At 71.0% G+C, this 20,084-nt stretch carries 18 protein-coding genes; 12 read left to right on the top strand and 6 right to left on the bottom strand.

Annotated elements, in window-relative coordinates; genetic code table 11:
• Positions 1-8: 8 nt before the first annotated feature.
• Positions 9-797 carry a DUF4159 domain-containing protein gene (locus IPI43_25895; protein MBK7777514.1) on the bottom strand — a complete coding sequence of 263 codons (789 nt, stop codon included), beginning with the start codon at positions 795-797 and terminating at the stop codon, positions 9-11.
• A 156-nt stretch (positions 798-953) separates the two neighbouring features.
• Between IPI43_25895 and IPI43_25890 the strand changes: the two genes are divergently transcribed.
• The 3 genes from IPI43_25890 to IPI43_25880 are packed head-to-tail and all read left to right on the top strand — an operon-like array spanning position 954 to position 3,762.
• Positions 954-2,042, top strand: a complete 1,089-nt coding sequence (locus IPI43_25890) for an FAD:protein FMN transferase (GenBank protein MBK7777513.1) — start codon at positions 954-956, stop codon at positions 2,040-2,042.
• Positions 2,039-3,490: a sigma-54-dependent Fis family transcriptional regulator gene (locus IPI43_25885; GenBank protein MBK7777512.1), complete on the top strand. Its 1,452-nt coding sequence runs from the start codon at positions 2,039-2,041 to the stop codon at positions 3,488-3,490. Before IPI43_25890 ends, IPI43_25885 begins: the two co-directional genes overlap by 4 nt.
• Complete coding sequence (locus tag IPI43_25880) at positions 3,487-3,762, top strand: hypothetical protein (protein ID MBK7777511.1); 276 nt, start codon at positions 3,487-3,489, stop codon at positions 3,760-3,762. Before IPI43_25885 ends, IPI43_25880 begins: the two co-directional genes overlap by 4 nt.
• Here the strand turns inward: IPI43_25880 and IPI43_25875 are convergent.
• From IPI43_25875 to IPI43_25865, 3 genes are all read right to left on the bottom strand, one after another.
• On the bottom strand, positions 3,750-4,982 hold the full coding sequence (locus IPI43_25875) for a hypothetical protein (GenBank protein ID MBK7777510.1): 1,233 nt from the start codon (positions 4,980-4,982) through the stop codon (positions 3,750-3,752). The genes IPI43_25880 and IPI43_25875 overlap by 13 nt on opposite strands.
• A gap of 89 nt (positions 4,983-5,071) precedes the next feature.
• Positions 5,072-6,421, bottom strand: coding sequence for a sigma-54-dependent Fis family transcriptional regulator (locus tag IPI43_25870; GenBank protein ID MBK7777509.1), 1,350 nt, complete (start codon positions 6,419-6,421; stop codon positions 5,072-5,074).
• A gap of 78 nt (positions 6,422-6,499) precedes the next feature.
• Positions 6,500-7,807, bottom strand: coding sequence for an HD domain-containing protein (locus IPI43_25865; protein MBK7777508.1), 1,308 nt, complete (start codon positions 7,805-7,807; stop codon positions 6,500-6,502).
• 590 nt (positions 7,808-8,397) lie between these two features.
• Here IPI43_25865 and IPI43_25860 point away from each other — a divergent pair.
• Positions 8,398-8,769 (top strand): hypothetical protein, encoded by a 372-nt coding sequence (locus IPI43_25860; protein MBK7777507.1) that lies wholly within the window; start codon positions 8,398-8,400, stop codon positions 8,767-8,769.
• Between the two features lie 67 nt (positions 8,770-8,836).
• Here the strand turns inward: IPI43_25860 and IPI43_25855 are convergent, their stop codons facing one another.
• Positions 8,837-9,448, bottom strand: a complete 612-nt coding sequence (locus IPI43_25855) for a hypothetical protein (protein MBK7777506.1) — start codon at positions 9,446-9,448, stop codon at positions 8,837-8,839.
• 126 nt (positions 9,449-9,574) lie between these two features.
• On the opposite strand from IPI43_25855, the gene IPI43_25850 reads away from it, so the two are divergent.
• From IPI43_25850 to IPI43_25825, 6 genes are all read left to right on the top strand, one after another.
• The gene (locus tag IPI43_25850; GenBank protein ID MBK7777505.1) at positions 9,575-11,614 is read left to right on the top strand and encodes a serine/threonine protein kinase; all 2,040 of its coding nucleotides are present in this window, start codon (positions 9,575-9,577) and stop codon (positions 11,612-11,614) included.
• Between the two features lie 29 nt (positions 11,615-11,643).
• Positions 11,644-13,044, top strand: a complete 1,401-nt coding sequence (locus IPI43_25845) for a bifunctional metallophosphatase/5'-nucleotidase (protein MBK7777504.1) — start codon at positions 11,644-11,646, stop codon at positions 13,042-13,044.
• Between the two features lie 16 nt (positions 13,045-13,060).
• Positions 13,061-14,005 (top strand): NAD(P)-dependent alcohol dehydrogenase, encoded by a 945-nt coding sequence (locus tag IPI43_25840; GenBank protein ID MBK7777503.1) that lies wholly within the window; start codon positions 13,061-13,063, stop codon positions 14,003-14,005.
• A 13-nt stretch (positions 14,006-14,018) separates the two neighbouring features.
• Positions 14,019-14,489 (top strand): heme-binding domain-containing protein, encoded by a 471-nt coding sequence (locus IPI43_25835; protein ID MBK7777502.1) that lies wholly within the window; start codon positions 14,019-14,021, stop codon positions 14,487-14,489.
• Between the two features lie 67 nt (positions 14,490-14,556).
• Positions 14,557-16,020, top strand: coding sequence for an FAD-dependent oxidoreductase (locus IPI43_25830; GenBank protein ID MBK7777501.1), 1,464 nt, complete (start codon positions 14,557-14,559; stop codon positions 16,018-16,020).
• Positions 16,021-16,102: 82 nt separating this feature from the next.
• Positions 16,103-16,840, top strand: a complete 738-nt coding sequence (locus IPI43_25825) for a YebC/PmpR family DNA-binding transcriptional regulator (GenBank protein MBK7777500.1) — start codon at positions 16,103-16,105, stop codon at positions 16,838-16,840.
• A gap of 38 nt (positions 16,841-16,878) precedes the next feature.
• Here the strand turns inward: IPI43_25825 and IPI43_25820 are convergent, their stop codons facing one another.
• Positions 16,879-17,499, bottom strand: a complete 621-nt coding sequence (locus IPI43_25820; GenBank protein ID MBK7777499.1) for a hypothetical protein — start codon at positions 17,497-17,499, stop codon at positions 16,879-16,881.
• A gap of 111 nt (positions 17,500-17,610) precedes the next feature.
• Between IPI43_25820 and IPI43_25815 the strand changes: the two genes are divergently transcribed.
• Entirely contained in the window at positions 17,611-19,788 is a 2,178-nt protein-coding gene (locus IPI43_25815) for a hypothetical protein (protein ID MBK7777498.1), read from the top strand.
• Positions 19,785-20,048 (top strand): hypothetical protein, encoded by a 264-nt coding sequence (locus IPI43_25810; protein ID MBK7777497.1) that lies wholly within the window; start codon positions 19,785-19,787, stop codon positions 20,046-20,048. The genes IPI43_25815 and IPI43_25810 overlap by 4 nt, the downstream gene beginning before the upstream one ends.
• Positions 20,049-20,084: the final 36 nt, after the last annotated feature.

Genomic DNA, 20,084 nt, shown 5'->3' with positions numbered 1-20,084 from the left:
AGTGACGTTCAGGGCGTGCCTCCGCGCCGCCGCATGATGAACGGCGCATGCACTTGGTCGTCTTTGTAGTCCAGGCAGAGCGCGTACATGATCAGGTTCACGCCGAGCCGGATGGCCAGCTCGCGCTGCGTGTCGCCACCCTCCACCGCGTGCTGCCAGGTGCCCAGGTTGTCCCGCGCCCACGCGCCGCCCATGTCGGCGCGGCTGTACACCACACCCATCCGGCCCTGGCGTTCGATGCCCTCGAGCGGGCGCTCCCCCCGCAGGCGCCCCGCCGGCCCGTACAACAGGTAGAACGAGCGGAAGAGCGTGTGGTCCGACGGGATGGGCCGCAGCGGACGCGTGGGGAACGCGCGCTGCAGCAAGCGCCGCACGCTGGTGTCGAACGCATCGCGCGTGGGCTCTGCGTCGTCGATGACCACGAACCCCCCGAAGTCCACGAAGCGGCGCAGGCCCACCACCTCGGCCTCGCTCGGGTCGGCAAAGCCAGCATCGCCGGCCAGGTACAGTAGCGGGGTCTCGAAGATGGACGGGTCGTCCAAGCGAGCCCGCGAGGGGCGCAGGCGGGTCTCGATGCTGGTGCGCTTGCGGGCCTCCCAGGCGATGCGGCGGCGCGCGCTGGGCCGCGGCTCGTCTTCTTCGCGGGCAGCCCCCAGGACCACCCCGCGCACGTCCACCCGGGTGGCCTCACCGATGCCCCGCGCCGACGGTGCGGCCGCCAGCAGCGACGTGACCGCGGACAGGAGCGCGAGCGTGCACGTGACGAGGCGGCGGGAGCGGGGGGGCGGCAGGCGCATGGTCGCGGAAGATAGCATCGGGCGCCCGGAACTTGCGCCCGAGGCCGTGGAACGCAAGGCTAGGCTGTGCGCAACGCCTTCCCCGCCTGGCGACCCCTGGTCGCGAGTCCGCCGCTCTCTCGTGCGCGGCGTCATTGCGCGGGGCTTTTCCTCGTCGTGGGCCTCGGATCATCGCTGGCGTCGTGTGGCGATCGCGCTGCGGAAGACGCCGGCGCGGCGACCCCGGTGGCCCCCGAGACCGCCAGCCCGGCCACCGGCGAGCACGACGAGCTGCGCTACATCAGCCTGAGCCGGCCGCTGATGGGGACGATCTTCCGCATCAACGTGGTCTCCACGCCCGAGGTGGCCGAGCCCGCCATCCGCGCCGCCTTCGCCGAGATCGCGCGGCTCGAGGACGTGCTCAGCGAGTGGCGCGAGGACAGCGCCATCTCCAACATCAACCGCAACGCGGGGCGCGAGCCGGTGGTGGTGGGGCCCGACGTGCTGGCGGTGATCAAGGCGGGCCTCGACGTCTCGCGCTGGAGCGACGGCGCGTTCGACCTGTCGTGGGCGGCCCTGCGCGGGCTGTACAGCTTTCCGCCGCACGAGGAGCGCGTCCCGAGCACGCGTGACCTGCGGCGCCAGCTGCCCTTGATCCGCTATCAGGACATCGTGGTGGACGAGGCGGCCAGCACCGTGTTCCTGCGCCGCGCCGGCATGGCCATCGGCACGGGCGGCATCGCCAAGGGCTACGCGCTCGACCGCGCGGGCGAGGTGCTGCGCGCTGCTGGCATCAACGACTACATGATCTTCGGCGGCGGGCAGGTGCAGGTGCACGGCCAGCGCGGCTCGCGTGACTGGCGCGTGGGCATCCAGCACCCGCGGCAGCAGGGTCAGAACAGCTACTTCGCGGCCCTCGAGGCCACCGACATGAGCATCAGCACCTCGGGGGACTACGAGCATGCCTTCTTCCGCGACGGGCGGCGCTATCACCACATCATCGACGTGCGCACGGGCCTGCCGGCGGACCGCACCATGAGCGTGACCTTGCTGGCCCCCTCTGGCCTCTACGCCGACGCCCTCAGCACCGCGGTCTTCGCCCTGGGCGCCGAGCGTGCCCTCGCGATGCTCCGCACCATCGACTACCGCGCCGAAGCCGTGATCGTGGACCACGAGTGCCGCGTGCACACCACGCCGGGCACCGACGCCCGCCTGCGCATGAACGTGGAGCTGGCGGCCGGCCTGCTCCCGGAGTGCACGCCATGAGCGCCGCCGCGTCCCTACCCATCCCCAAGACCACCATCCTGGTGGTGGACGACGAGCGCAACATCCGCCGCACGCTGCGCATGGTGCTGGAGGGCGCCGGCTTCGAGGTGGCCGAGGCCGAGAGCGCCGAGGCGGGCCTGCTGGCGCTGGACGAGCACGAGGTGGACCTGATCATCCTCGACATCCGCCTGCCCAAGATGAGCGGCATCGAGGCGCTCGAGAAGATCCGCGCGCGCCCCGAGTCGCGCCGCCTGCCCGTGCTGATGGTGTCGGGCCACGCCTCCGTGGCCGAGGCCGTGCAGGCCGTGCAGCTGGGCGCCACCGACTTCTTCGAGAAGCCGCTGGACCGCGAGCGCGTGCTGGTGAGCGTGCGCAACGCGCTCAAGACCTGGCAGCTGGAGCGCGAGGTGGAGCGCCTGCGCGGGCAGGTGCAGCACCGCTACGAGATGATCGGCGAGAGCCCCGCCATGCGGCAGCTGTTCGCACAGGTGGAGAAGGTGGCCCCCACCAACGGCCGCGTGTTGATCACGGGCGAGAGCGGCACGGGCAAGGAGCTGGTGGCGCGCGCGATGCATCGCCTCAGCCAGCGCAGCAAAGAGGCCTTCGTGAAGGTGAACTGCGCGGCCATCCCGGCCGAGCTCATCGAGAGCGAGCTGTTCGGCTACGAGCGCGGCGCGTTCACGGGCGCAGCCGGCCGCAAGAAGGGCGTGTTCGAGCTGGCGCACGGGGGCACGCTGTTCCTGGACGAGATCGGCGACATGAGCGCCAGCGCGCAAGCCAAGGTGCTGCGCGCGCTGCAGAGCGGGGAGATCACGCGCGTGGGCTCCGAGCGCAGCATCGCCGTGGACGTGCGCATCGTGGCGGCCACCAACCGCGACCTCGAGGCCGACGTGGCCGAGGGGCGCTTCCGCGAGGACCTCTTCTTCCGCCTGAACGTGGTGCCGCTGCGCACGCCCGCCCTGCGCGAGCGCTCCTCGGACATCCCGGCGCTGGCCGTGTCGTTCTTGCGCGAGTTCTGCCGCGAGAACGGGCTGCGCGAGAAGCCCATGGACGACGACGTGCTCGAGGCGCTGTCCGAGCGCAGCTGGCCGGGCAACGTGCGCGAGCTGCGCAACGTGGTGGAGCGCATGGCCATCCTGAGCGGCGACTACATCGGCCTCGACGACCTGCCCAGCATCGGGCGCCTGTCGCGTGAGCGCGCCGCCGAAGACCGCGAGAGTTCGTCGCCCTTGCGTCCCTCCTCCATCCCGGCGCCCATGGACGGCAGCGGCGAGCGGCTGTCGCTGCGTGACTACCGCGAGGCGGCCGAGAAGCAGTACATCGTTTCCACGTTGGACGAGGTGGCGTGGAACATCAGCCGTGCGTCCCACCTGCTGGGCGTGGAGCGCACCAACCTGCACAAGAAGATGCGCGCCTACGGCATCCGGCGCGACGACGAGGCCGAATGATCGTTCGCAGTGTGAAGCTCTTCTGGTCGCTCCTGGTGTTCGCCGCGGTGCTGTGGTTCGCGCTCTTCGTGGAGCTGGGGGAGCGCACCCTCTTCCAACACGTCATGCGCATTGCCCAGACCGACGAGGCGCAGGACCTGGGCCGCGAGGTGAGCGAGGCCAGCCGGCGCGCCAGCGAAGAGGTGGAGCGCACAGTGGAAGAGTCCGCTCGCGAGCGCTTGGAGCGGGAGCTGGCCGAAGCCGAAGACGGAGGGCTCGCTCAGGAGCCCTGACGCTTCTTCCACTCCTCCACGAACTCCCAGTCTGCCAGCAGGCCCTTGCGGATGAGCAGCGTGAGCAGCGAGGCGAAGAGCACCTCCCACTGCTGGTCCGGGAGCACGTCGCTCACGTCGGCCCCCTGTGCGCGCGCGAGCAGCGCGGACACCAGGTCGCTCGCGGTGAGGCCCCCTTCGGCCTGCGAGGGGTGCGCGTCCTTGCGCTTCGAGCCGGGCGCGGGGAGGCGCACGGTGCTGCCGTCCAGCAGCGTGAGCGTGACCATTTTCACGCCTGCCGGCGTTGTGCCCTCGGCCGAGGCGTCGTCGTCTCCGCTCTGGGCGGGCGTGAGGGCCAGCGAGCGGAGGGCCTTCATGCGGCTGCGCGCGTTGGACATGGTGCTGCCGGGCTGCGAGGTGGCCGCCGCGGGAGCGGCAGGGGTGTCGCTGGCCTCCGCGGGCTCGCTGGCCTCCACGGGCTCGTCTTCGATGTCCGAGTAGCTGCGCCGCCCCGGGCTGTCGGGCAGGGGCGCCGGCGCCGCAGCAGGAGGAGCGGCCACGGCTGCGGGAGGGGCGGCCGCGGCGGCCGGAGGCTGGGCGGCGCGGGGCGCGGCCTCGGGGTTGGGCGCTTCTGCCACGCCCGACTCCCACTCTTGCGCGTTGGCGGGGAGGCTGTGGTCACTCAGGCCCGTGGGAGGCGCTGCGGGGATGACCACCGTGTGCTGGGCGGCCTGGGTGGCCTCGAGGGCGTCCGGGTGCCGCGACGCGCGCCGCTCGGGCGCGTGCACCTGCGGAGCGCCGCCCAGGTAGTACACACGGATGGCGTGCCGGATCTCGGAGGGCGACGAGACCATGGCCTTGACCGGCAGCCCCGTGGTGGCCGCCAGCTCGATGAGCGCGGGCTCGTTGGTGGGGTCGTCCATGGCCACGTACAGCGTCTCGGCCGCGCGCACCCGCCGCATGTAGATGGGGATGACGCACAGGCGGTTGGCCACCTCGGCCGGCACCATGTTCAGCAGGTCGCGGGTGAACTCGATGCGCTGCAGGCTGACCCACGGGATGGCCAGCTGGTTGGACAGGATCTGCGTGAGCTGGAACTCCGACACGAAGCCCTTGGCCACGAGTTCTTCGCCCAGCCGGCGCCCCGAGTCGCGCTGGGACACCAACGCCTCACTCACCTGTTCGGCCGTGACCAGCTTCGCGGCCACGAGCAAATCGCCGATACGCACCCTGTCGGACATGGTGCCCAGGGTACCGCGAAGCGCGCCCGGCGCTCAAAAATGCATGGTGGCGGGGTGAAATTTCTCCACCACCGCGGCCAGGCCCGGGATCAGGGCCAGCTCAGCTCGAGGCGCTTCATCTTACGCCAGAGCGTGGTGGAGCTGAGGCCCAGCACCTCGGCGGCCTTCTCTTTGTTGCCGTCCACCTCGCGCAGCACGTTCATGATGGCCTCGCTCTCGGCGCGGTCCACCACGTCTTGCAGCAGCCGCGGGGCCGCCTCGATCTCACCGCCCTGGCGCATCTCCGGCGACACGATGTCGTCCAGCTGCACCTCGCCGTCGAGCGCGAGCGCGATGCCCTGCTCGATGAGGTTCTCGAGCTCGCGGATGTTCCCCGGGAAGGGGTAGCGCTCCAGCCACTCCATGACACCGTCGCCGAGGCGCGCCGAGCGGCGCATCTTCTTGCCGTACTTCTCGAGGAAGTGCTCCGTGAGCGGGGCGATGTCCTCGCGGCGCTCGCGCAGCGGCGGCAGCACGAAGCGCGCCACGTTGAGGCGGTAGTAGAGGTCCTCGCGGAACGTCTTGTCCTCGATCATCTGCTTGAGCTCGCGGTTGGTGGCCGCGATGATGCGCACGTCCACCTGCACCGTGTGGTTGTCGCCCAGGCGGCGGATCTCGCCCTGCTGAATGGCGCGCAGCAGCTTGGCCTGGAACGACGGCGGGGTCTCGGCGATCTCGTCGAAGAAGAACGTGCCGCCGTTGGCCTCCTCGAACAGGCCCTTGCGCGAGGCCACGGCGCCCGTGAACGCGCCGCGGTTGTGACCGAAGAGCTCGCTCTCGAGCAGCGTCTCGGTGATGGCCGCGCAGTTGATGGTGATGAACGGCCGGTCGGAGCGCAGCGAGTTCACGTGGATGGCGCGCGCCACCAGCTCTTTGCCGGTGCCGCTCTCGCCGGTGATGAGCACCGTGGCGTCCGTGGGCGCGATGCGCACGATGCGCCCCAGCACGTCGCGGATGGCGCCGCTGCGGCCGATGATGTTCTCGAAGTGGTAACGCTCGCGGAACTCGGCGGCCATGGCGGACACCTGCCCGGCCAGCTTCCGGGCCCGCACGGCGCGCTGCACCTTCATCAGCAGCTCTTCTTCTTCGAAGGGCTTCTGGATGTAGTCGTGGGCCCCGAGACGCATGGCGTCCACCGCGCTCTCGATGGTGCCGTGGGCCGTCATGACGATGACCTCGGTCAGCGGCGACACCTCACGCGTGCGCCGCAGCACCGCGATGCCATCGGTGGCGCCCATCTTGAGGTCGGTCAGGACCAGATCGTAGGCCTCCTCGGCGACCCGCTCGCAGGCGACGTCCCCGTTCTCGGCCTCGTCCACGTGGTGCTCCGCGCCGCGCAGAAGCATCGCGAGCGTGGTCCTCATATTGCGCTGATCGTCGACGACGAGAATCTTGGCCATCCCGCCCGGAGTATCTGCCGCGCACTGCGGGATGACAACCTCTGATGTGGCCAGCGGGAGGCCGAGGCCAGGGCTGTGCTAGGCGAACTCGTCCAGCAGCGGCCCGAGGGTGGCCTCGATGTCGGTGCGCAGCTCGCTCGGGAAGATCAGGCGCGAGCTGGTGAGCCGCTTGTTGCGCAGCTCCTTGAGCAGGAACGAGGCGTCGCCCAGCCGCATGATCGTGCGGTGGCGCAGCAGCAGCCAGAGGCCGGCCGGGGAGTCGTCGTCGGGCTCCGCGTAGGGCACGTCGCTGGTGTGATCGAGGAAGACGTGCAGCTCGGGGCGCAGGCCCCGCTTCGCCGCGAGCTCCGACGCGCGCGCCAGCAGCTCCGGGAAGAGGTCGGCGCACTCCTGAGGGAGCGGCAGCGTCTTGGGCAGATCGCGCGCTCGCAGGCGCCGAGCCAGGTCGGCCAGTATGGGATCCGTGGCCTGCTCCCAGCGCGAGAGCGCGCTCAGGATCTCGATGTCGTCGAGGGCCAGGTAGTCGCCCAGCGACACGTTCTCCCCCTTGGCGGCGTCCAGCAGCGCGCGCGGCGTGCCCTCGGGCGCCCTGCCCTCGCGCACCAGCTCGCCCAGCCGCAGGAACACCCCGCGGATGAGGCCCTCCGCCGCGCGCGTGGCCTTGTGGTGATAGACCTGCGCGTACATGTGCTGACGGGCCAGGAAGAACCCCTCGATGGGCGGCAGCCCCTTGCGCCCCTCGACCGCCAGCACCCACTCCGTGCCCACCTGCCCGAAGGCCAGCGCGCGCAGCACCCAGTCGAGGTCGTAGAGCCCGTAGCGCACGCCCGTCATGTAGCTGTCGCGCAGCAGGTAGTCCGCGCGGTCCACGTCGATGGTGCCGCTGATGGCCCGCGCCAGATACCCGAGCCGGTGGCGCCCCTGCAGCATGCCCGCCACGCGCTCCGCCATGCCGGAGGACAGCCCCTCGAGCGCGCGGTGCACCTCGGTGCCGCTGTCCAGCAAGATGTCCTGCGTCCACGCCTCGTGGTGCCGCGGGTTGGGCGAGACCTCCTCGTACAAGTGCGAGAACGGCCCATGCCCGAGGTCGTGCAGCAGCGCCGCCGCTAGCGCCTCGTCCGCGGCAGCGTCGTCCAACCGCGCGTCGTGGGGGAGATCGTGTTGTGCCGCGATGATGCGTGACTGGAGGCGCAGCATGACGTGCGCGGCGCCGAGGGCATGCGCAAAGCGGGTGTGCTCCGCGCCGGGGAACACGAGCGAGGTGAGACCCAGCTGCTTGACGCGCCGCAAGCGCTGCACCTCGCGCGTGGCCAGCAGCGCCTCGATCACCCGCTCGGCGCGGCCCTCGAAAGCCACGAGGCCGTGAACCGGATCGCGAAGCAGCATGGCGACGACGGTAGCGGGAGCGAGGCAGGCGGGCAATCCGGGGGGCCGAGTCCGAGGCCGAGGCCGAGGCCGAGGCCGAGTCGGAGTCCGAGTCCGAGTCCGAGTCCGAGTCCGAGGCCGAGGCCGAGGCCGAGGCCGAGGCCGAGTCGGAGTCCGAGTCCGAGGCCGAGGCCGAGTCGGAGTCCGAGGCCGAGGCCGAGTCCGGGCTCGGATGGGCTCAGCCGGACTCTGTTGGGCTCACCCGCCGAGCTGAGCCGCGGACAGCCTGCGAGCCGGGGAGCGGGCGGGGGCTGGGCAGGCCTCAGCAAGGGCGTGGGGGGACCCGGAAAAGAAACGGAGCGCAGCGAAGTGCACTTTTCCAGGGAGTCCCGACAGGACGCGCCAGCGCGTCCGTGCCCGCCGCGAGGCCTGCCCAGCCCACGCCCGCGTGCACCCTGCGACCCAGGGTCGCCCCGGTGAACGAGGTCCGTGCCCGCCGCGAGGCCTGCCCGGCCCCCGCCCGCGTGCACCCGCCGCAGCGGCTATCCACCGCGAACGAGGTCGCGTAAAGTCGCGCTTCGATGCCCGACCTCCTCGCGAGCATACCCAGCTTGGAACGCACGTTCGGCGACAGTCGGCTCACCATGTGGGTGCGGCCGGAGCTAGCGGTGTCCCGCATCGAGGGGCACTTCTCGGCGGAGCTCGCGGCGGAGTTCATGGCCTTCGTGGAGCCCACCATCAAGCGCAGCAAGGCGTTCGTGGGGCTGCACGACTGGACCGAGTCGCCCACGTTCGACGTGAGCGTGCCGCCGCGCGTGGGGGGCTGGACGGTGTCGCTGCTCTCGCACATCGGGCGCATCGTCATCGCCACGCAGCACCCGCTGGTGTCCATGGCGGTCCGCACCACCAACCTGACCATCAAGCGCATCGAGCACCTCGCCTCGCGCGACGAGTGGACCGACGTGGTGCGCCGCGCCACCTGAACCGCGCGCGTCTCGCCCGCAAGCAGGCCCCATGTCCCCCGAGACAGAGTGGGGATTCACGGATGCTTCAGACCCGGCGCAGCGCGCTCCGTTCGGCTTCACTCAGCACCTGCGGCGTGACCACGGGCTGCCGCGTGCGGGCGTCGAAGAACGGAGACGGCGAGGCCTTCCCGCGCAGGAAGCCACCCAACAGGAACCGGAGCGTTCGCAGCATGAGCCACGCCGGCATGGTGGCGTGTGAGCCGGCGGGCGCCGCGCCCCGCGCGAACTTGGCCATGAGGCGGGCGATGACCGGCCCCAGCACGGCCTCCTTCGAAGCGCCCGCCTCCGGCACGATGAAGGCGGTGATGACGCCGGCGAAGGGCGCCCGCGCAGACGCCATGGTGTTGGCGATGGGTGTGCGACAGCAGCCCGCGTACCAGCGCAACATGCCCTTCTCGGACAACCGGACGCAGCGCAGGTGTTCGCCACCCGTGGTGATGCTCAGCTGGGGCGGCCTGACCTGGAAGATGGCTGTCCCGCCACTGGCATCGAGCACGTCATCCCGCTCGAGGAAGTGCGCGAACGCCTGACAGTCGTCGCACATGCACACGATGTGCATCCCGGTGTGTGGCGCGATGTCGTTGGCCACGCCGCGCACTGCGCCACACTGGCAGCGAAGGTCCACTCGAGTCGTCATGGGCGCGGTGTAGCGCACACCCGCAGCGCGAACCACGGCGACGTTCGCGTCGCGACGCGAGATGCGATTCCACACTTTCGACGGCGTAAGTCCTGTGAGAGCCTCACCGAGAGAAGAGGCGAGCGCATGGCGGGTCAGTCGAGAGAGTTCGTGCAGAAGCAGTCCAGCACGCACTCGAGCGTGCTCGAGGAGGCCGCGTCCGCGCTGTCCAAGACCGCGGTCCGCACGGTGATCCTGACGCTTCTCCTGGTGGGCCTGAGCTGGTGGAGCTGGTCGGCGGTGGACGCCAGCCTGCGGCGCCACGTGCGGTCGCAGCTGGAGACCCACCTCGACAGCACCCGCGCTGCCGTGGACCTGTGGACCGAGGGGGTCCTCTCGCAGCTGGTGGACGCCAGCCGCGACGCCGCCGTGGTGGAGGCTGTGGCCAACGCCGCCGAGGCTCCCCAGCTGGACCAGCTCGTGGCGCGAACCCTCGCGCTCGGGTACGTCTTCACGGACAGGTCGGGGGCCATCGTGCGGAGCAGCGGATCCGGCCGCACCGCCGACCAGCTTCCCATGCCCGTGCGCGACCTCGAGGCGTGGCTGGCGTCGCCCCGCCCGCGCATGTGGTCGCCAGCGTACTACGGCACCGAGTCCGGCGAGGCCAAGCCCTTGCTCACCTTCTCGTCGCCCGTCAGTCGCGGTGGCCGGGTCATCGGCGCGCTGCACCTGCTGGTGGACCCCGCCGGACGCTTCTCCGAGATCATGATGATCGCGCGCCCCGGCGCGTCGGGCGAGACCTACGCCTTCGACTCGGAGGGGCGCATGATCTCGCAGTCGCGCTTCCCAGAGCAGCTCGCCGCAGCGGGGCTGCTGCCCGACGCGGCCACCACGACCATCCTGCAGGTGGACGTGCGCGACCCCGGCGTGTCGCTGCCCGATGGCGGGCAAGCGGCGTTCCCCAGGCGCCAGCAGCCGCTCACACGCATGGTGCAGGCCGCGCTCGCGTCAGGGCGCGGCAGCGACGTGGATGGCTACAACGACTACCGCGGCGTGCCCGTGGTCGGTGCCTGGCACTACTCGGACAGGCACGGCATCGGCATCGCCAGCGAGGTGGACGTGGCGGAGGCCTTCGAGGTGCGTGTGGGCCTCACGCGCGTGCTCGGGCTGCTCTTCGCGTTGCTGGCCGCCGCCCTCTTGCTCACCGTCTGGAGCGGGCACCGCAACCTGCAGCTGGAGGCCCGCTCGCTGCGGGCGGAGTCGAAGGCCGCGCGTCTCGGCCAGTACACGCTCGGGCGCAAGCTGGGCGAGGGCGGCATGGGCACGGTGTACATGGCGCGCCACGCGCTGCTGCGGCGCGCCACGGCGGTGAAGCTGATCAAGGCACCGGACGACGGCAAGGTGAGCCCCGAGCGCTTCGCGCGCTTCGAGCGCGAGGTGCAGCTGACCGCCGAGCTCACGCACCCCAACACCATCGCCATCTTCGACTACGGCAAGACCCCGGCCGGCGTCTTCTACTACGCGATGGAGTACCTGGTGGGCGTGGACCTGGACAAGCTCGTGGCGCACGCGGGGCCACTGCCCCCAGGGCGCGTGGCCCACCTGATGCTGCAGGCGTGCGGGTCCCTCGCGGAGGCCCACGGACGCGGCCTGATCCACCGCGACATCAAGCCGGGCAACATCATGGTCTGCGAGCGCGGCGGCGAGTACGACCGCGTGAAGGTGCTGGACTTCGGCCTGGTCAAGAGCATGGAGAAGACGCCCAGCGACCCCACGGTCACGTCCGACGCGGGCATCGCGGGGACGCCGCTCTACATGGCGCCCGAAGTGCTGAGCAAGGCCGGCGCGGCCAGCGCGCGCAGCGACATCTACGCGCTCGGCGCCGTCATGTACTTCCTGCTGGCGGCGCGCGATCTCTTCCCCGACCGTGACACCGTGGCGGTGATCGTGGCCCAGATGACGCTCGCCCCCGATGCGCTGACCGAGGTGGCCCCGTCGGTCCCCCCCGCGCTCGCCGAGCTGGTGCACCGCTGTCTGGCGAAGGATCCTGCGGAGCGCCCAGGCAGCGCGCGCGAGCTGGCCACCCTGGTGCGAGCCGCATGTCCGAGCGACTGGGATTCGGAGACCGCGCGCATGTGGTGGCAAGAGCATCAAGCGGTGCGCGCTGCCGTCCCTGCCCACGCCTGATCGCGGTCGTGCTATGCCCCGAGTGCGTGATGACCGACGAGCCCACAACCCGAGTGCGCCGCCTGCGCGTGGTGGCCGTGAACGACGTCTACGTGCTGGACGAGCTCCCGCGGCTGGCGAGCCTGGTGCAGGCCGCCCGCACCCGTGACCCCGCCGACTGCTTGCTGGTCACGGTGGCCGGCGACTTCTTGGCGCCCAGCCTGCTGTCCAGCCTGGACGAGGGGCGCGGCATGGTGGACTGCCTCAACGCGCTGGGCGTCACGCACGTCACGCTCGGCAACCACGAAGACGACCTCGAGCCCGAGGATCTGCTCGCCCGCCTCGAGGAGCTGAACGCCGAGGTGCTGCTCACGAACGCGGTGGACTTTCGGGGACGCCACGTGGTGTCGGACATCGTGGACGTGGGCGGTGCGCCCGTGGGGCTGGTGGGTGTGGTCAACGGTGACCCGGGCCTCTATCGGCGGCTTCCCTTTGGCGGTACCACGCTCACGCGCCCCAACGACGCCGTGGTCGCCGAGGCCGCGCGCCTGCGCGAGCAGGGCTGCGTCACGGTCATCGCGCTCACGCACCAGTGGCTGCGCGACGACCGCGCCCTCGCGCAGCTGGGCGTGGTGGCGCTGGTGCTGGGCGGCCACGAGCACGAGGGCTATCTCGAGACCGACCACCCCACCCCCCTCGCCAAGGCACCGCTGAACGCCACCTCCGCCGTGGTGGCCGACGTCACGCTGAGCACGGGCCCAGCGGGGGTCACGCACGTGCACGCCACGGCGCGCTTCGAGGCCGTGGCGGGCTACCCCGAGGACCCCGCCATGCGCGCCCGCGTGGACCGGCACCTCGAGAAGGTGCGCGAGCTCGAGGCACGCACGCTGCTCACGCTTCCGGAAGGCGTGGTGCTGTCGTCCGCGGGATCGCGCCTGCGGCAGACCAGCATCGGCACGCTGGTGGCCTCCCGCCTGCGCGATGCCCTTGGTGCCGAGGTGGGCATCTTCAACGGCGGCGGACTGCGCGGGGACTCGGACCGGTGTGAGCGCCTGACCTACGCCGACTTCTGCGAGGAGCTGCCGTTCGACAACGAGGCCGTAGTGGTCAGCTTGCCGGGCGCGGTCGTCCGTGACGCCATCCGCTTCTCGCGCACGGAGCGGCGGGGCACGGGTGGCTTCCTGCAGGTGGACGATGGCGCCCAGGTGGACGACGCGCACGAGCTGGTCTCCCTGGCGCGCGCTCCGCTCGACCCCGCGCGCCACTACCGCGTGGCCATCGTGCGGGACCTCATGGTGGGCGGCGACACACTGGTGCCCCTGCTGGACTTCTCGCTCGCGCATCCGGCCGCCGTGCCCCCCGAGACCACCGGGCTGGACGTGAAGGTGGCCATCCTGCGCACGTTCGCGGGGCACTCGGCGGGCACCTCCGGCGAAACGCTCGGCCGGTAGCGGAGACCAACGCCCCATGCTTGCCGCGACGATCCACGAATATGGCGACCCCAGCGTGCTCCGCCTCGTAGAGCTGCCCACCCCCGTGCCCAAGGGCGCCCAGCTGCTGGTCCGGGTCCGCTACGCAGGCGTGAACCCCGTGGACTGGAAGATGCGCGAAGGCCGCAACCGGCTGGTGCTGGGCCCCGGCTGGCCCAAGGTGCTGGGCCACGACTTCGCCGGCGAGGTCATCGCCACCGGCCCACGGGCCAAGCGGTTCCAGGTGGGCGACGCCGTCTATGGCATGCAAGGCCTCGCCATGGGCGCCTATGCCACGCACATGCTCGTGGCCGAGCGCATCGTGGCGCCGAAGCCCGCCAGCCTGTCGTTCGAAGAGGCGGCCGCGCTCCCCATGACGTCGCTCACGTCGCTCCAGGTGCTGCGCAACATCGTGGGCATACAGGCCGGTCAGCACCTGCTCGTGAACGGCGCGTCCGGTGGCGTGGGCAGCGCCGCGGTGCAGCTGGGCAAGATCCTCGGCGCCGAGGTCACGGGCGTGTGCAGCGCGCGCAACAAGGACCTGGTGCGCAGCTTGGGCGCGGACCACGTCATCGACTACGAGCAAGGGGACTTCACGGCGAGCGGAGGCACCTATGATGTGGTCTACGACTGCGTGGGTGACCGCACGCTGGCCGAGTGCAAGGGCGTGCTCGCGCCACGAGGCGTGTTCGTCAGCGTGACCACCGACGCGCTGAAGCTCGTGACGGGCCCCGTGTGCAACCTGTTTCGCCGCCAGCGCGACACGCAGATCCTGGTGGCCATGCCCAGCGCGAGCGACCTGCTGTGGATCGCCGAGCAAGTGGCGGCGGGCCGCTATCGCCCCGTCATGGACAGGCGCTTCGCGCTCGCCGACATTCGCGCAGCACACGCGTACAGCCAGACGGGCCGCGCGCGCGGCAAGATCACCATCGAGATGCCGTGAGAGGCGACCACCCATGACCAACCCATCCCCCGCCTCCTCCAAGTGGTCCTGGCGCAAGCGCCTGCTGGTGGGTGCCCTCGCCACCTTCGCCGTGATGCAGCTGGTGCCCTACGGGCGCGATCACGAGAACCCACCCATGGGCGCAGAGCCCGCGTGGGACTCGCCCGGGACGCGGGCGCTGTTCATGACCAGCTGCGGGGACTGCCACAGCCACGCCACGCGCTGGCCCTGGTACACGCACATCGCCCCGGCCTCCTGGTTGGTGGCGCACGACGTGGAAGAGGGGCGCGAGCACTTCAACGTGTCCGGCTGGCCCGCCGGGGCAGGCGATGCCGACGAGGCCGCCGAGGAGTACGCCGAGGGTGAGATGCCGCCCGGTATCTACCTCCCCCTGCACGCCGACGCGGATTTGCGCCCCGCAGACCGCGAGGCGCTCCTGGCGGGCCTCCGGGCCACCTTCGGGGAGGCCGAAGAGCACCCCTGAAGCGCAGCGACGGAACCGATGTCTTCGCCTCCGTAACGCGCATCGCAGCCGCCCGACCGTGCGAGCTATGACGGAGCACGTGGTGGTGATCGGCGCGGGGATTGGCGGACTCACCGCGGCCGCGTTGCTTGCCAAGTGGGGCAAGCGGGTCACTGTGCTCGAAGCTCACGTGTACCCGGGCGGGTGCGCGGGCACGTTCTATCACCGCGGCTACCGCTTCGACGCGGGTGCCACGCTGGCGGGAGGCTTTGCGCCGGGGGGCCCGCACCACATCGTGGGTGAGCTGCTGGGCATCGAGTGGCCGGTGCACCCCGTGGACCCCGCGTGGGTGGTGCACCTGCCCGACGGCCGGGCCGTGACGCAGTGGGCCGACAAGGCTCAGTGGCAGGCCGAGCGGCAGGCGCACTTCCCGGGCACCGAGGCGTTCTGGCAGCTCCAGGAGCAGCTGGCCGACGTGAGCTGGCGTGTGTCGAGCCGGCCCTTCCCGTGGCCACCCGAGTCCTTGGCGGACGCGCTGCGGCTGGGTGCCTCCGTGAACCTCGACGACGTCGGCATGCTGCCGTACCTGACGCGCACCCTGGGCTCGCTGGCCCCGCGCGGAGACGCCATGTTCCACGCGTTCCTGGACGCGCAGCTGCTGATCTCGGCGCAGACCACCAGCCCGCATGTGAGCGCGCTCTACGGCAGCGCCGCCATCGACCTGCCGCGGCGCGGGGTGAACCACGTGCGCGGCGGCATCGGCCAACTGGCGCAGACATTGGTGGACTCCATCCGTGCGAGCGGCGGCGAGGTGCTGCTGCGCCAGGAGGTCAGTGGCGTCGAGCTGCACGCGGGGCGCGCCGTTGCCGTCACCACCAAGAAGGGCCTGCGCGTGCCGTGCGATGCGCTGCTGGCCAACCTGACGCCCTGGGCCTTGCGGCGCCTGCTGGGTGATGACGCCCCGCGTGCGCTGGCACAGGACGTGGACCACGCGCTCACGCCCACTGGCGGCGCGTTCATGGTGTACCTCGGCATCGACCACGCCAGGTTCCGCGAGCGCTTCGGGGAGGCCGCCACGCACCATCAGGTGGTGGTGGACGCGAGCAAGCCGCTGGGCGAGACCAACTCGGTGTTCTTCTCCATGGCCAGCGCCGACGACAGCGGCCGCGCCCCGGTGGGTGAGGTGCCCGCCACCATGTCCACGCACACCGCTACCGAGCCCTGGTGGGCGCTGCACCGCACCGATCCAGCTGCCTACGAGGCGCGCAAGGAGCAGTACGCCGAGGCCATGCTGGACGCCATCAGCCGCGCGCTGCCGGGCCTGAGGGAGTGCATCACCTTTCGGATCACGGGAACGCCCGTGTCGTTCCAGCGCTTCACGCGGCGCCCCGAAGGCATGGTGGGCGGCTTCCCGCAGACGTCGGTGTTTCGCGCGCGCGGTCCGCGCACCGGGCTGCCCAACGTGCTGTTCGTGGGCGACTCGGTGTTCCCGGGGCAGTCCACTGCGGGCGTGACGCTCAGCGGTCTGCGCGTGGCGCGGCAGCTGGCGTAGTCTCGGGGACGCACCCGCCCGGGTTTGTGCTAGAAACCGGCCGCCCGAGGCCCCGAGCCAGGGCGCGACAAAGGACAGCCGCATGGGACGCATCTTCGAGACCCGCAAACAGACCATGTTCGCCCGCTGGGACCGGATGGCCAAGGCCTTCACGCGCTGCGGCCGAGAGATCGCGGTCGCGGTCAAGCAGGGTGGCGAGCACCCCGAGACCAACCCCGCCCTGCGGCGCGCCATCCAGAACGCGCGCGCCGTGAACATGCCCAACGACAAGATCGCCAACGCGATCAAGAAGGCAGCGGGCAAAGACGCGGCGGACTACCAAGAGCTGGTCTACGAGGGCTATGCACCGCACGGAGTGGCCATCATGGCGGTGTCGGCCACGGACAACCCCACCCGCACCATCGCCAACATCCGCGTGCGCTTCAACAAGGGCAACGGCAGCATCGGCACCGTGGGGAGCGTGGCGTTCGGTTTCACGCGCATGGGCGTCTTCCGCCTGGACGCGGCGGCGCTCAAGAAGGCCGGCGTGGACCTCGAGGAGCTGGAGATGGAGCTCATCGACTGCGGCCTCGACGAGATGGGCGAGGGCGAGGGCGAGAAGGGCGAGCCACAGATCATCGTGCGCTGCCCGCTGGTGGACTTCGGGCGTGTCCAAGAGGCGCTCGAGACCCGCAAGATCACGCCGGTGTCGACCGCGTCGGAATTCATCCCCAGCACGTACGTGGAGCTGGACGAGGAGCGCGCCACCGAGGTGCTCAAGCTGGTGGACCTGCTGGAGCAGGACGACGACATCCAGCAGGTGTTCCACAACCTGGCGTGAACCGCGGGGAGCGCCGCGCGCCGCCTCGGGACGCCGCGTCAGTCGTCCGAGCGCTCACGCGTCTGGCAGCGCTCGCAGCAGCCCTGGTTGGTCCCCGCCGGGATGGCGTAGCAGTCCTCGCTCACCAGCGGGAACGCGGTGCCCAGCAGCGCATCGGTGACCGGGTCGCGCAGCTCGAGGCTGTCCGTGTAGGTGTTGGTGTCGAAGCTGAACATCATGCGCACGACGTAGCGGGTGGTGTCGCTCGTGGCGGTGGCCACCTCGCCCCAGCTGTGGTGCCCGCCCTGGTAGTCCAGCTCGGACACCTCGCGCAGGCAGACACCCTCTCCGTCGTCGAGCACGCCGAAGCGCAGCATCTCGTAGCTGCCGCAGCTGCCCCCGTTGCAGGCACACAGGTTGCCGCCCACGCAGTAGTCGGCGGGTGCCGCGCTCACCAGCACGATCTCGAAGCGGCCGTCGTCGCTACGGAAGCGGTGCACCCGGGTGTCCACACGGTCTGGCAGGTCGGAGAGGCAGTCTGTGAAGAAGCCGTCGGGACCCGCATCATGTTGCGCGTCGGGGCCGCTGTCTCGCGCGCCCGCGTCCGTAGGAGGGAGGTTGTTGCTGGAGGCGCAGCCCACGAGAGCGATGGCCAGCACCAAGAGAGTCGAAGCCTGCATTCACGGAGGGTAGCAACAGTCTCGCGGGTGCCGCATCCGGCAACCGCGCTCGCGACGCGCGCCGTCGTGCCCGAGCTGAACGCTGGCCGGGCTGCATGCTAGCTTCCGGCCATGCGTGCTCTCGGTCTCGTTTCCCGTGCCCTCTTGCTCACGAGCCTGCTCGTGGGCGTGCTCGCCCCTGCTCTCGCTCGGGCCGAGCCCGCCGAGCGCGCGTACGTGGATGTGTACCTGCACGACGTCACGCACTTCGATCAGCGCAACGGCACGTTCGCCGTGGACGCGGACGTCTGGCTGAAGTGGCACGGCGAGCTCGATCCCTCCCGCCTGCGGGTGCAGAACGCCAGCGTCGAGCTGGAGACCATCGACCTGGGCGAGACCAACGACGGGGACTGGCACTCGCACCGCTACCACCTGCGCGGCACGCTGCGCGGCGAGTTTCCCCTGCACCGCTTCCCCTTCGACGTGCAGACGCTGGGCATCCAGTTCGAGCTGCCCGGGGTGGACACCGAGCTGGTGCCCGACCTGGCCGGCAGCGGCATCGCGTCCACGTTCAGCGTCACGGGCTGGCACTACGAGCCCAAGTTCCAGCCGCGCGTCCGGCACATGGTCTACGCGTCGGACCTCGGGACCATCGAGCAGGAGGGCCGCTCCACCAAGATCTCGCGCGTGGGCTTCGAGGTCACCCTGGAGCGTCCCACCATCACGATCGCGGTGAAGCTCTTCCTGCCGCTCGTGCTGCTGCTGCTCATCGCGCTGATCGCGCTGTACCTCGCGCCGGACCTGGTGGACGCGCGCACCGGTATCGGGGTGACGGTGCTCTTGGCGTGCTTCGCATTCCAGTTCACCGTCGCGGGCACCATCCCGGACGTGTCGTACCTCACCGTGGTGGACGAGCTGTTCATCCTGGCCTACGCGCTCTCCACGCTGACGCTGATCGTCACGGTCGCGGCCTACTGGCTGCACCGCACCGATCGGCTGCCGGTGGCCATGAAGGTGGACCGCTTCTCGCGGGTGGCCATCCCGTTGGTAGCCATCCTCGCGACGGCGGGCATGTTGAACACGGCACCGCCGTCGGAGGCGTCGGCCGCCGTCAACACCGAAGACCAGCCCGCGCGCGCCACCTCGGCGCGGGACGTCCTGCGCATCGGCACGCTGCAGCTGAACTCGGCGTCGTTCGGGCTGCTGGGTGCCACCCAGCGGGCCGGGCTCACGCGGCTCACCGAAGACGGTGAGACCGTGGGGCAGCTGGCCGAACACGCCCCCACGGTGGCGAGCGAGAACATGGAGTTCCACGCGAACGGCCGTCTGAAGATCCACTGGACGCTGCGTCCGGACCTGCGCTGGTCCGATGGGCACGCGCTCACGTCGGATGACTTCCGCTTCGCGCTCGAGGTGTCGCCCGACCCCGACCTGGTGTCCATCGAGACGCCGGACGCGCGCACGCTGATCCTCACCTACGCCGACGCGCTGGCCTACGCCCTCGAAGGCTTTCAGCCGCTGCCGCGCCACGCGCTCGAGTCCGCGCTCTCGGAGGACGGGGGCTACGACGCCATCCGAGATGCCCGCCGGACGCAGGTGATGCCCAGCGCAGGGCCCTACCATCTGGTGGAGTTCGTGGTGAACGAGTCGGCCGTGCTCGAGGCCAACCAGCACTACGTGGGGCGCGCTCCGTCCATCGCCCGCATCGAGGTGCGCGTGTTCGAGACCGCCGAGGCGCTCGCGGCGGCGTTCGAGTCCAACGCCATCGACCTGGTGGTACCCGGCGCGCTCACGCCCGAGGCCGCAGCGGATCTCGCCACCCGGCGCGCGGAGGCCGTCATCGTTCGCCCGGCCGAGGATCTCTACGCGCTGGTCCCCGACGCCAGCTCGCCGTTGCTCGCGCGACGCGTGGTGCGCCGTGCCATCTGGCAGGCCATCGACCGCGACGCGCTCGCCACCGCAGTGTTCGGGCCACTCGGCGCACCGGCGGAGACCCCCTCGCGGGGCCTCGCGGCTGCCCCCGAGGATCACCGAGGCTACGACCCCGTCGCGGCGCGCGCGGCGCTCGAAGCGGCCGATGCCCTCGGGGCGACCATCCCGCTCACCCACATGGCCCGCCCTCTCGACCTCCACATCGCCACCATGGTGCGCGACGCGCTCGTGGCCGTGGGCCTGGTGGTGGAGCTACGCGAGGTGGTGCCGGGGACCCCGGCCGCACGCAACCGCGAGCACGGCGGCCTGATGCTGTCGATGATCCGTGGTGGCGATGACGACTCCGACCCTCGCCGATACTGGAACCTCCCCGCGTGAACGGGCGCATCGACGCGAGCGCGCGCACCTTCGCCTTCGACGAAGCCACCGCGCAGATCGTCGACCGCTGGTCGCGCGCCCTGTACGCCGAGCGTCGGGCGCAGCTCGGGCGCGGCATCGACATGGCGGTAGCGCACCGCCTCCCGTTGCTTCCGCTGGCGTTCGGCACCGAGCGCCTGGCCGTGCTGCCCACGCTGCGCGGCTGGGATGCGGGGCGGCGCTTCGGAGACACCGCCGCCGACTGGCACTTCGTGGAGTGACCCTGCCAGAGCCCCGTGCCTCACGGGCTCACGGGG

The sequence above is a fragment of the Sandaracinaceae bacterium genome, assembly GCA_016706685.1.
Lineage (GTDB): Bacteria > Myxococcota_A > Polyangia > Polyangiales > Houyiibacteriaceae > JADJJE01.
Note: the sequence above shows the minus strand (reverse complement) of the source record. Positions and strands in the feature narration are given on the sequence as shown.

Excerpts from the sequence above, each read along its gene's own strand:
- IPI43_25895 (MBK7777514.1), bottom strand. The coding sequence starts at position 797 with ATGCGCCTGCCGCCCCCCCGCTCCCGCCGCCTCGTCACGTGCACGCTC.
- IPI43_25885 (MBK7777512.1), top strand. The coding sequence starts at position 2,039 with ATGAGCGCCGCCGCGTCCCTACCCATCCCCAAGACCACCATCCTGGTG.
- IPI43_25880 (MBK7777511.1), top strand. The coding sequence starts at position 3,487 with ATGATCGTTCGCAGTGTGAAGCTCTTCTGGTCGCTCCTGGTGTTCGCC.
- IPI43_25875 (MBK7777510.1), bottom strand. The coding sequence starts at position 4,982 with ATGTCCGACAGGGTGCGTATCGGCGATTTGCTCGTGGCCGCGAAGCTG.
- IPI43_25870 (MBK7777509.1), bottom strand. The coding sequence starts at position 6,421 with ATGGCCAAGATTCTCGTCGTCGACGATCAGCGCAATATGAGGACCACG.
- IPI43_25865 (MBK7777508.1), bottom strand. The coding sequence starts at position 7,807 with ATGCTGCTTCGCGATCCGGTTCACGGCCTCGTGGCTTTCGAGGGCCGC.
- IPI43_25855 (MBK7777506.1), bottom strand. The coding sequence starts at position 9,448 with ATGACGACTCGAGTGGACCTTCGCTGCCAGTGTGGCGCAGTGCGCGGC.
- IPI43_25850 (MBK7777505.1), top strand. The coding sequence starts at position 9,575 with ATGGCGGGTCAGTCGAGAGAGTTCGTGCAGAAGCAGTCCAGCACGCAC.
- IPI43_25845 (MBK7777504.1), top strand. The coding sequence starts at position 11,644 with ATGACCGACGAGCCCACAACCCGAGTGCGCCGCCTGCGCGTGGTGGCC.
- IPI43_25840 (MBK7777503.1), top strand. The coding sequence starts at position 13,061 with ATGCTTGCCGCGACGATCCACGAATATGGCGACCCCAGCGTGCTCCGC.
- IPI43_25835 (MBK7777502.1), top strand. The coding sequence starts at position 14,019 with ATGACCAACCCATCCCCCGCCTCCTCCAAGTGGTCCTGGCGCAAGCGC.
- IPI43_25830 (MBK7777501.1), top strand. The coding sequence starts at position 14,557 with ATGACGGAGCACGTGGTGGTGATCGGCGCGGGGATTGGCGGACTCACC.
- IPI43_25825 (MBK7777500.1), top strand. The coding sequence starts at position 16,103 with ATGGGACGCATCTTCGAGACCCGCAAACAGACCATGTTCGCCCGCTGG.
- IPI43_25820 (MBK7777499.1), bottom strand. The coding sequence starts at position 17,499 with ATGCAGGCTTCGACTCTCTTGGTGCTGGCCATCGCTCTCGTGGGCTGC.
- IPI43_25815 (MBK7777498.1), top strand. The coding sequence starts at position 17,611 with ATGCGTGCTCTCGGTCTCGTTTCCCGTGCCCTCTTGCTCACGAGCCTG.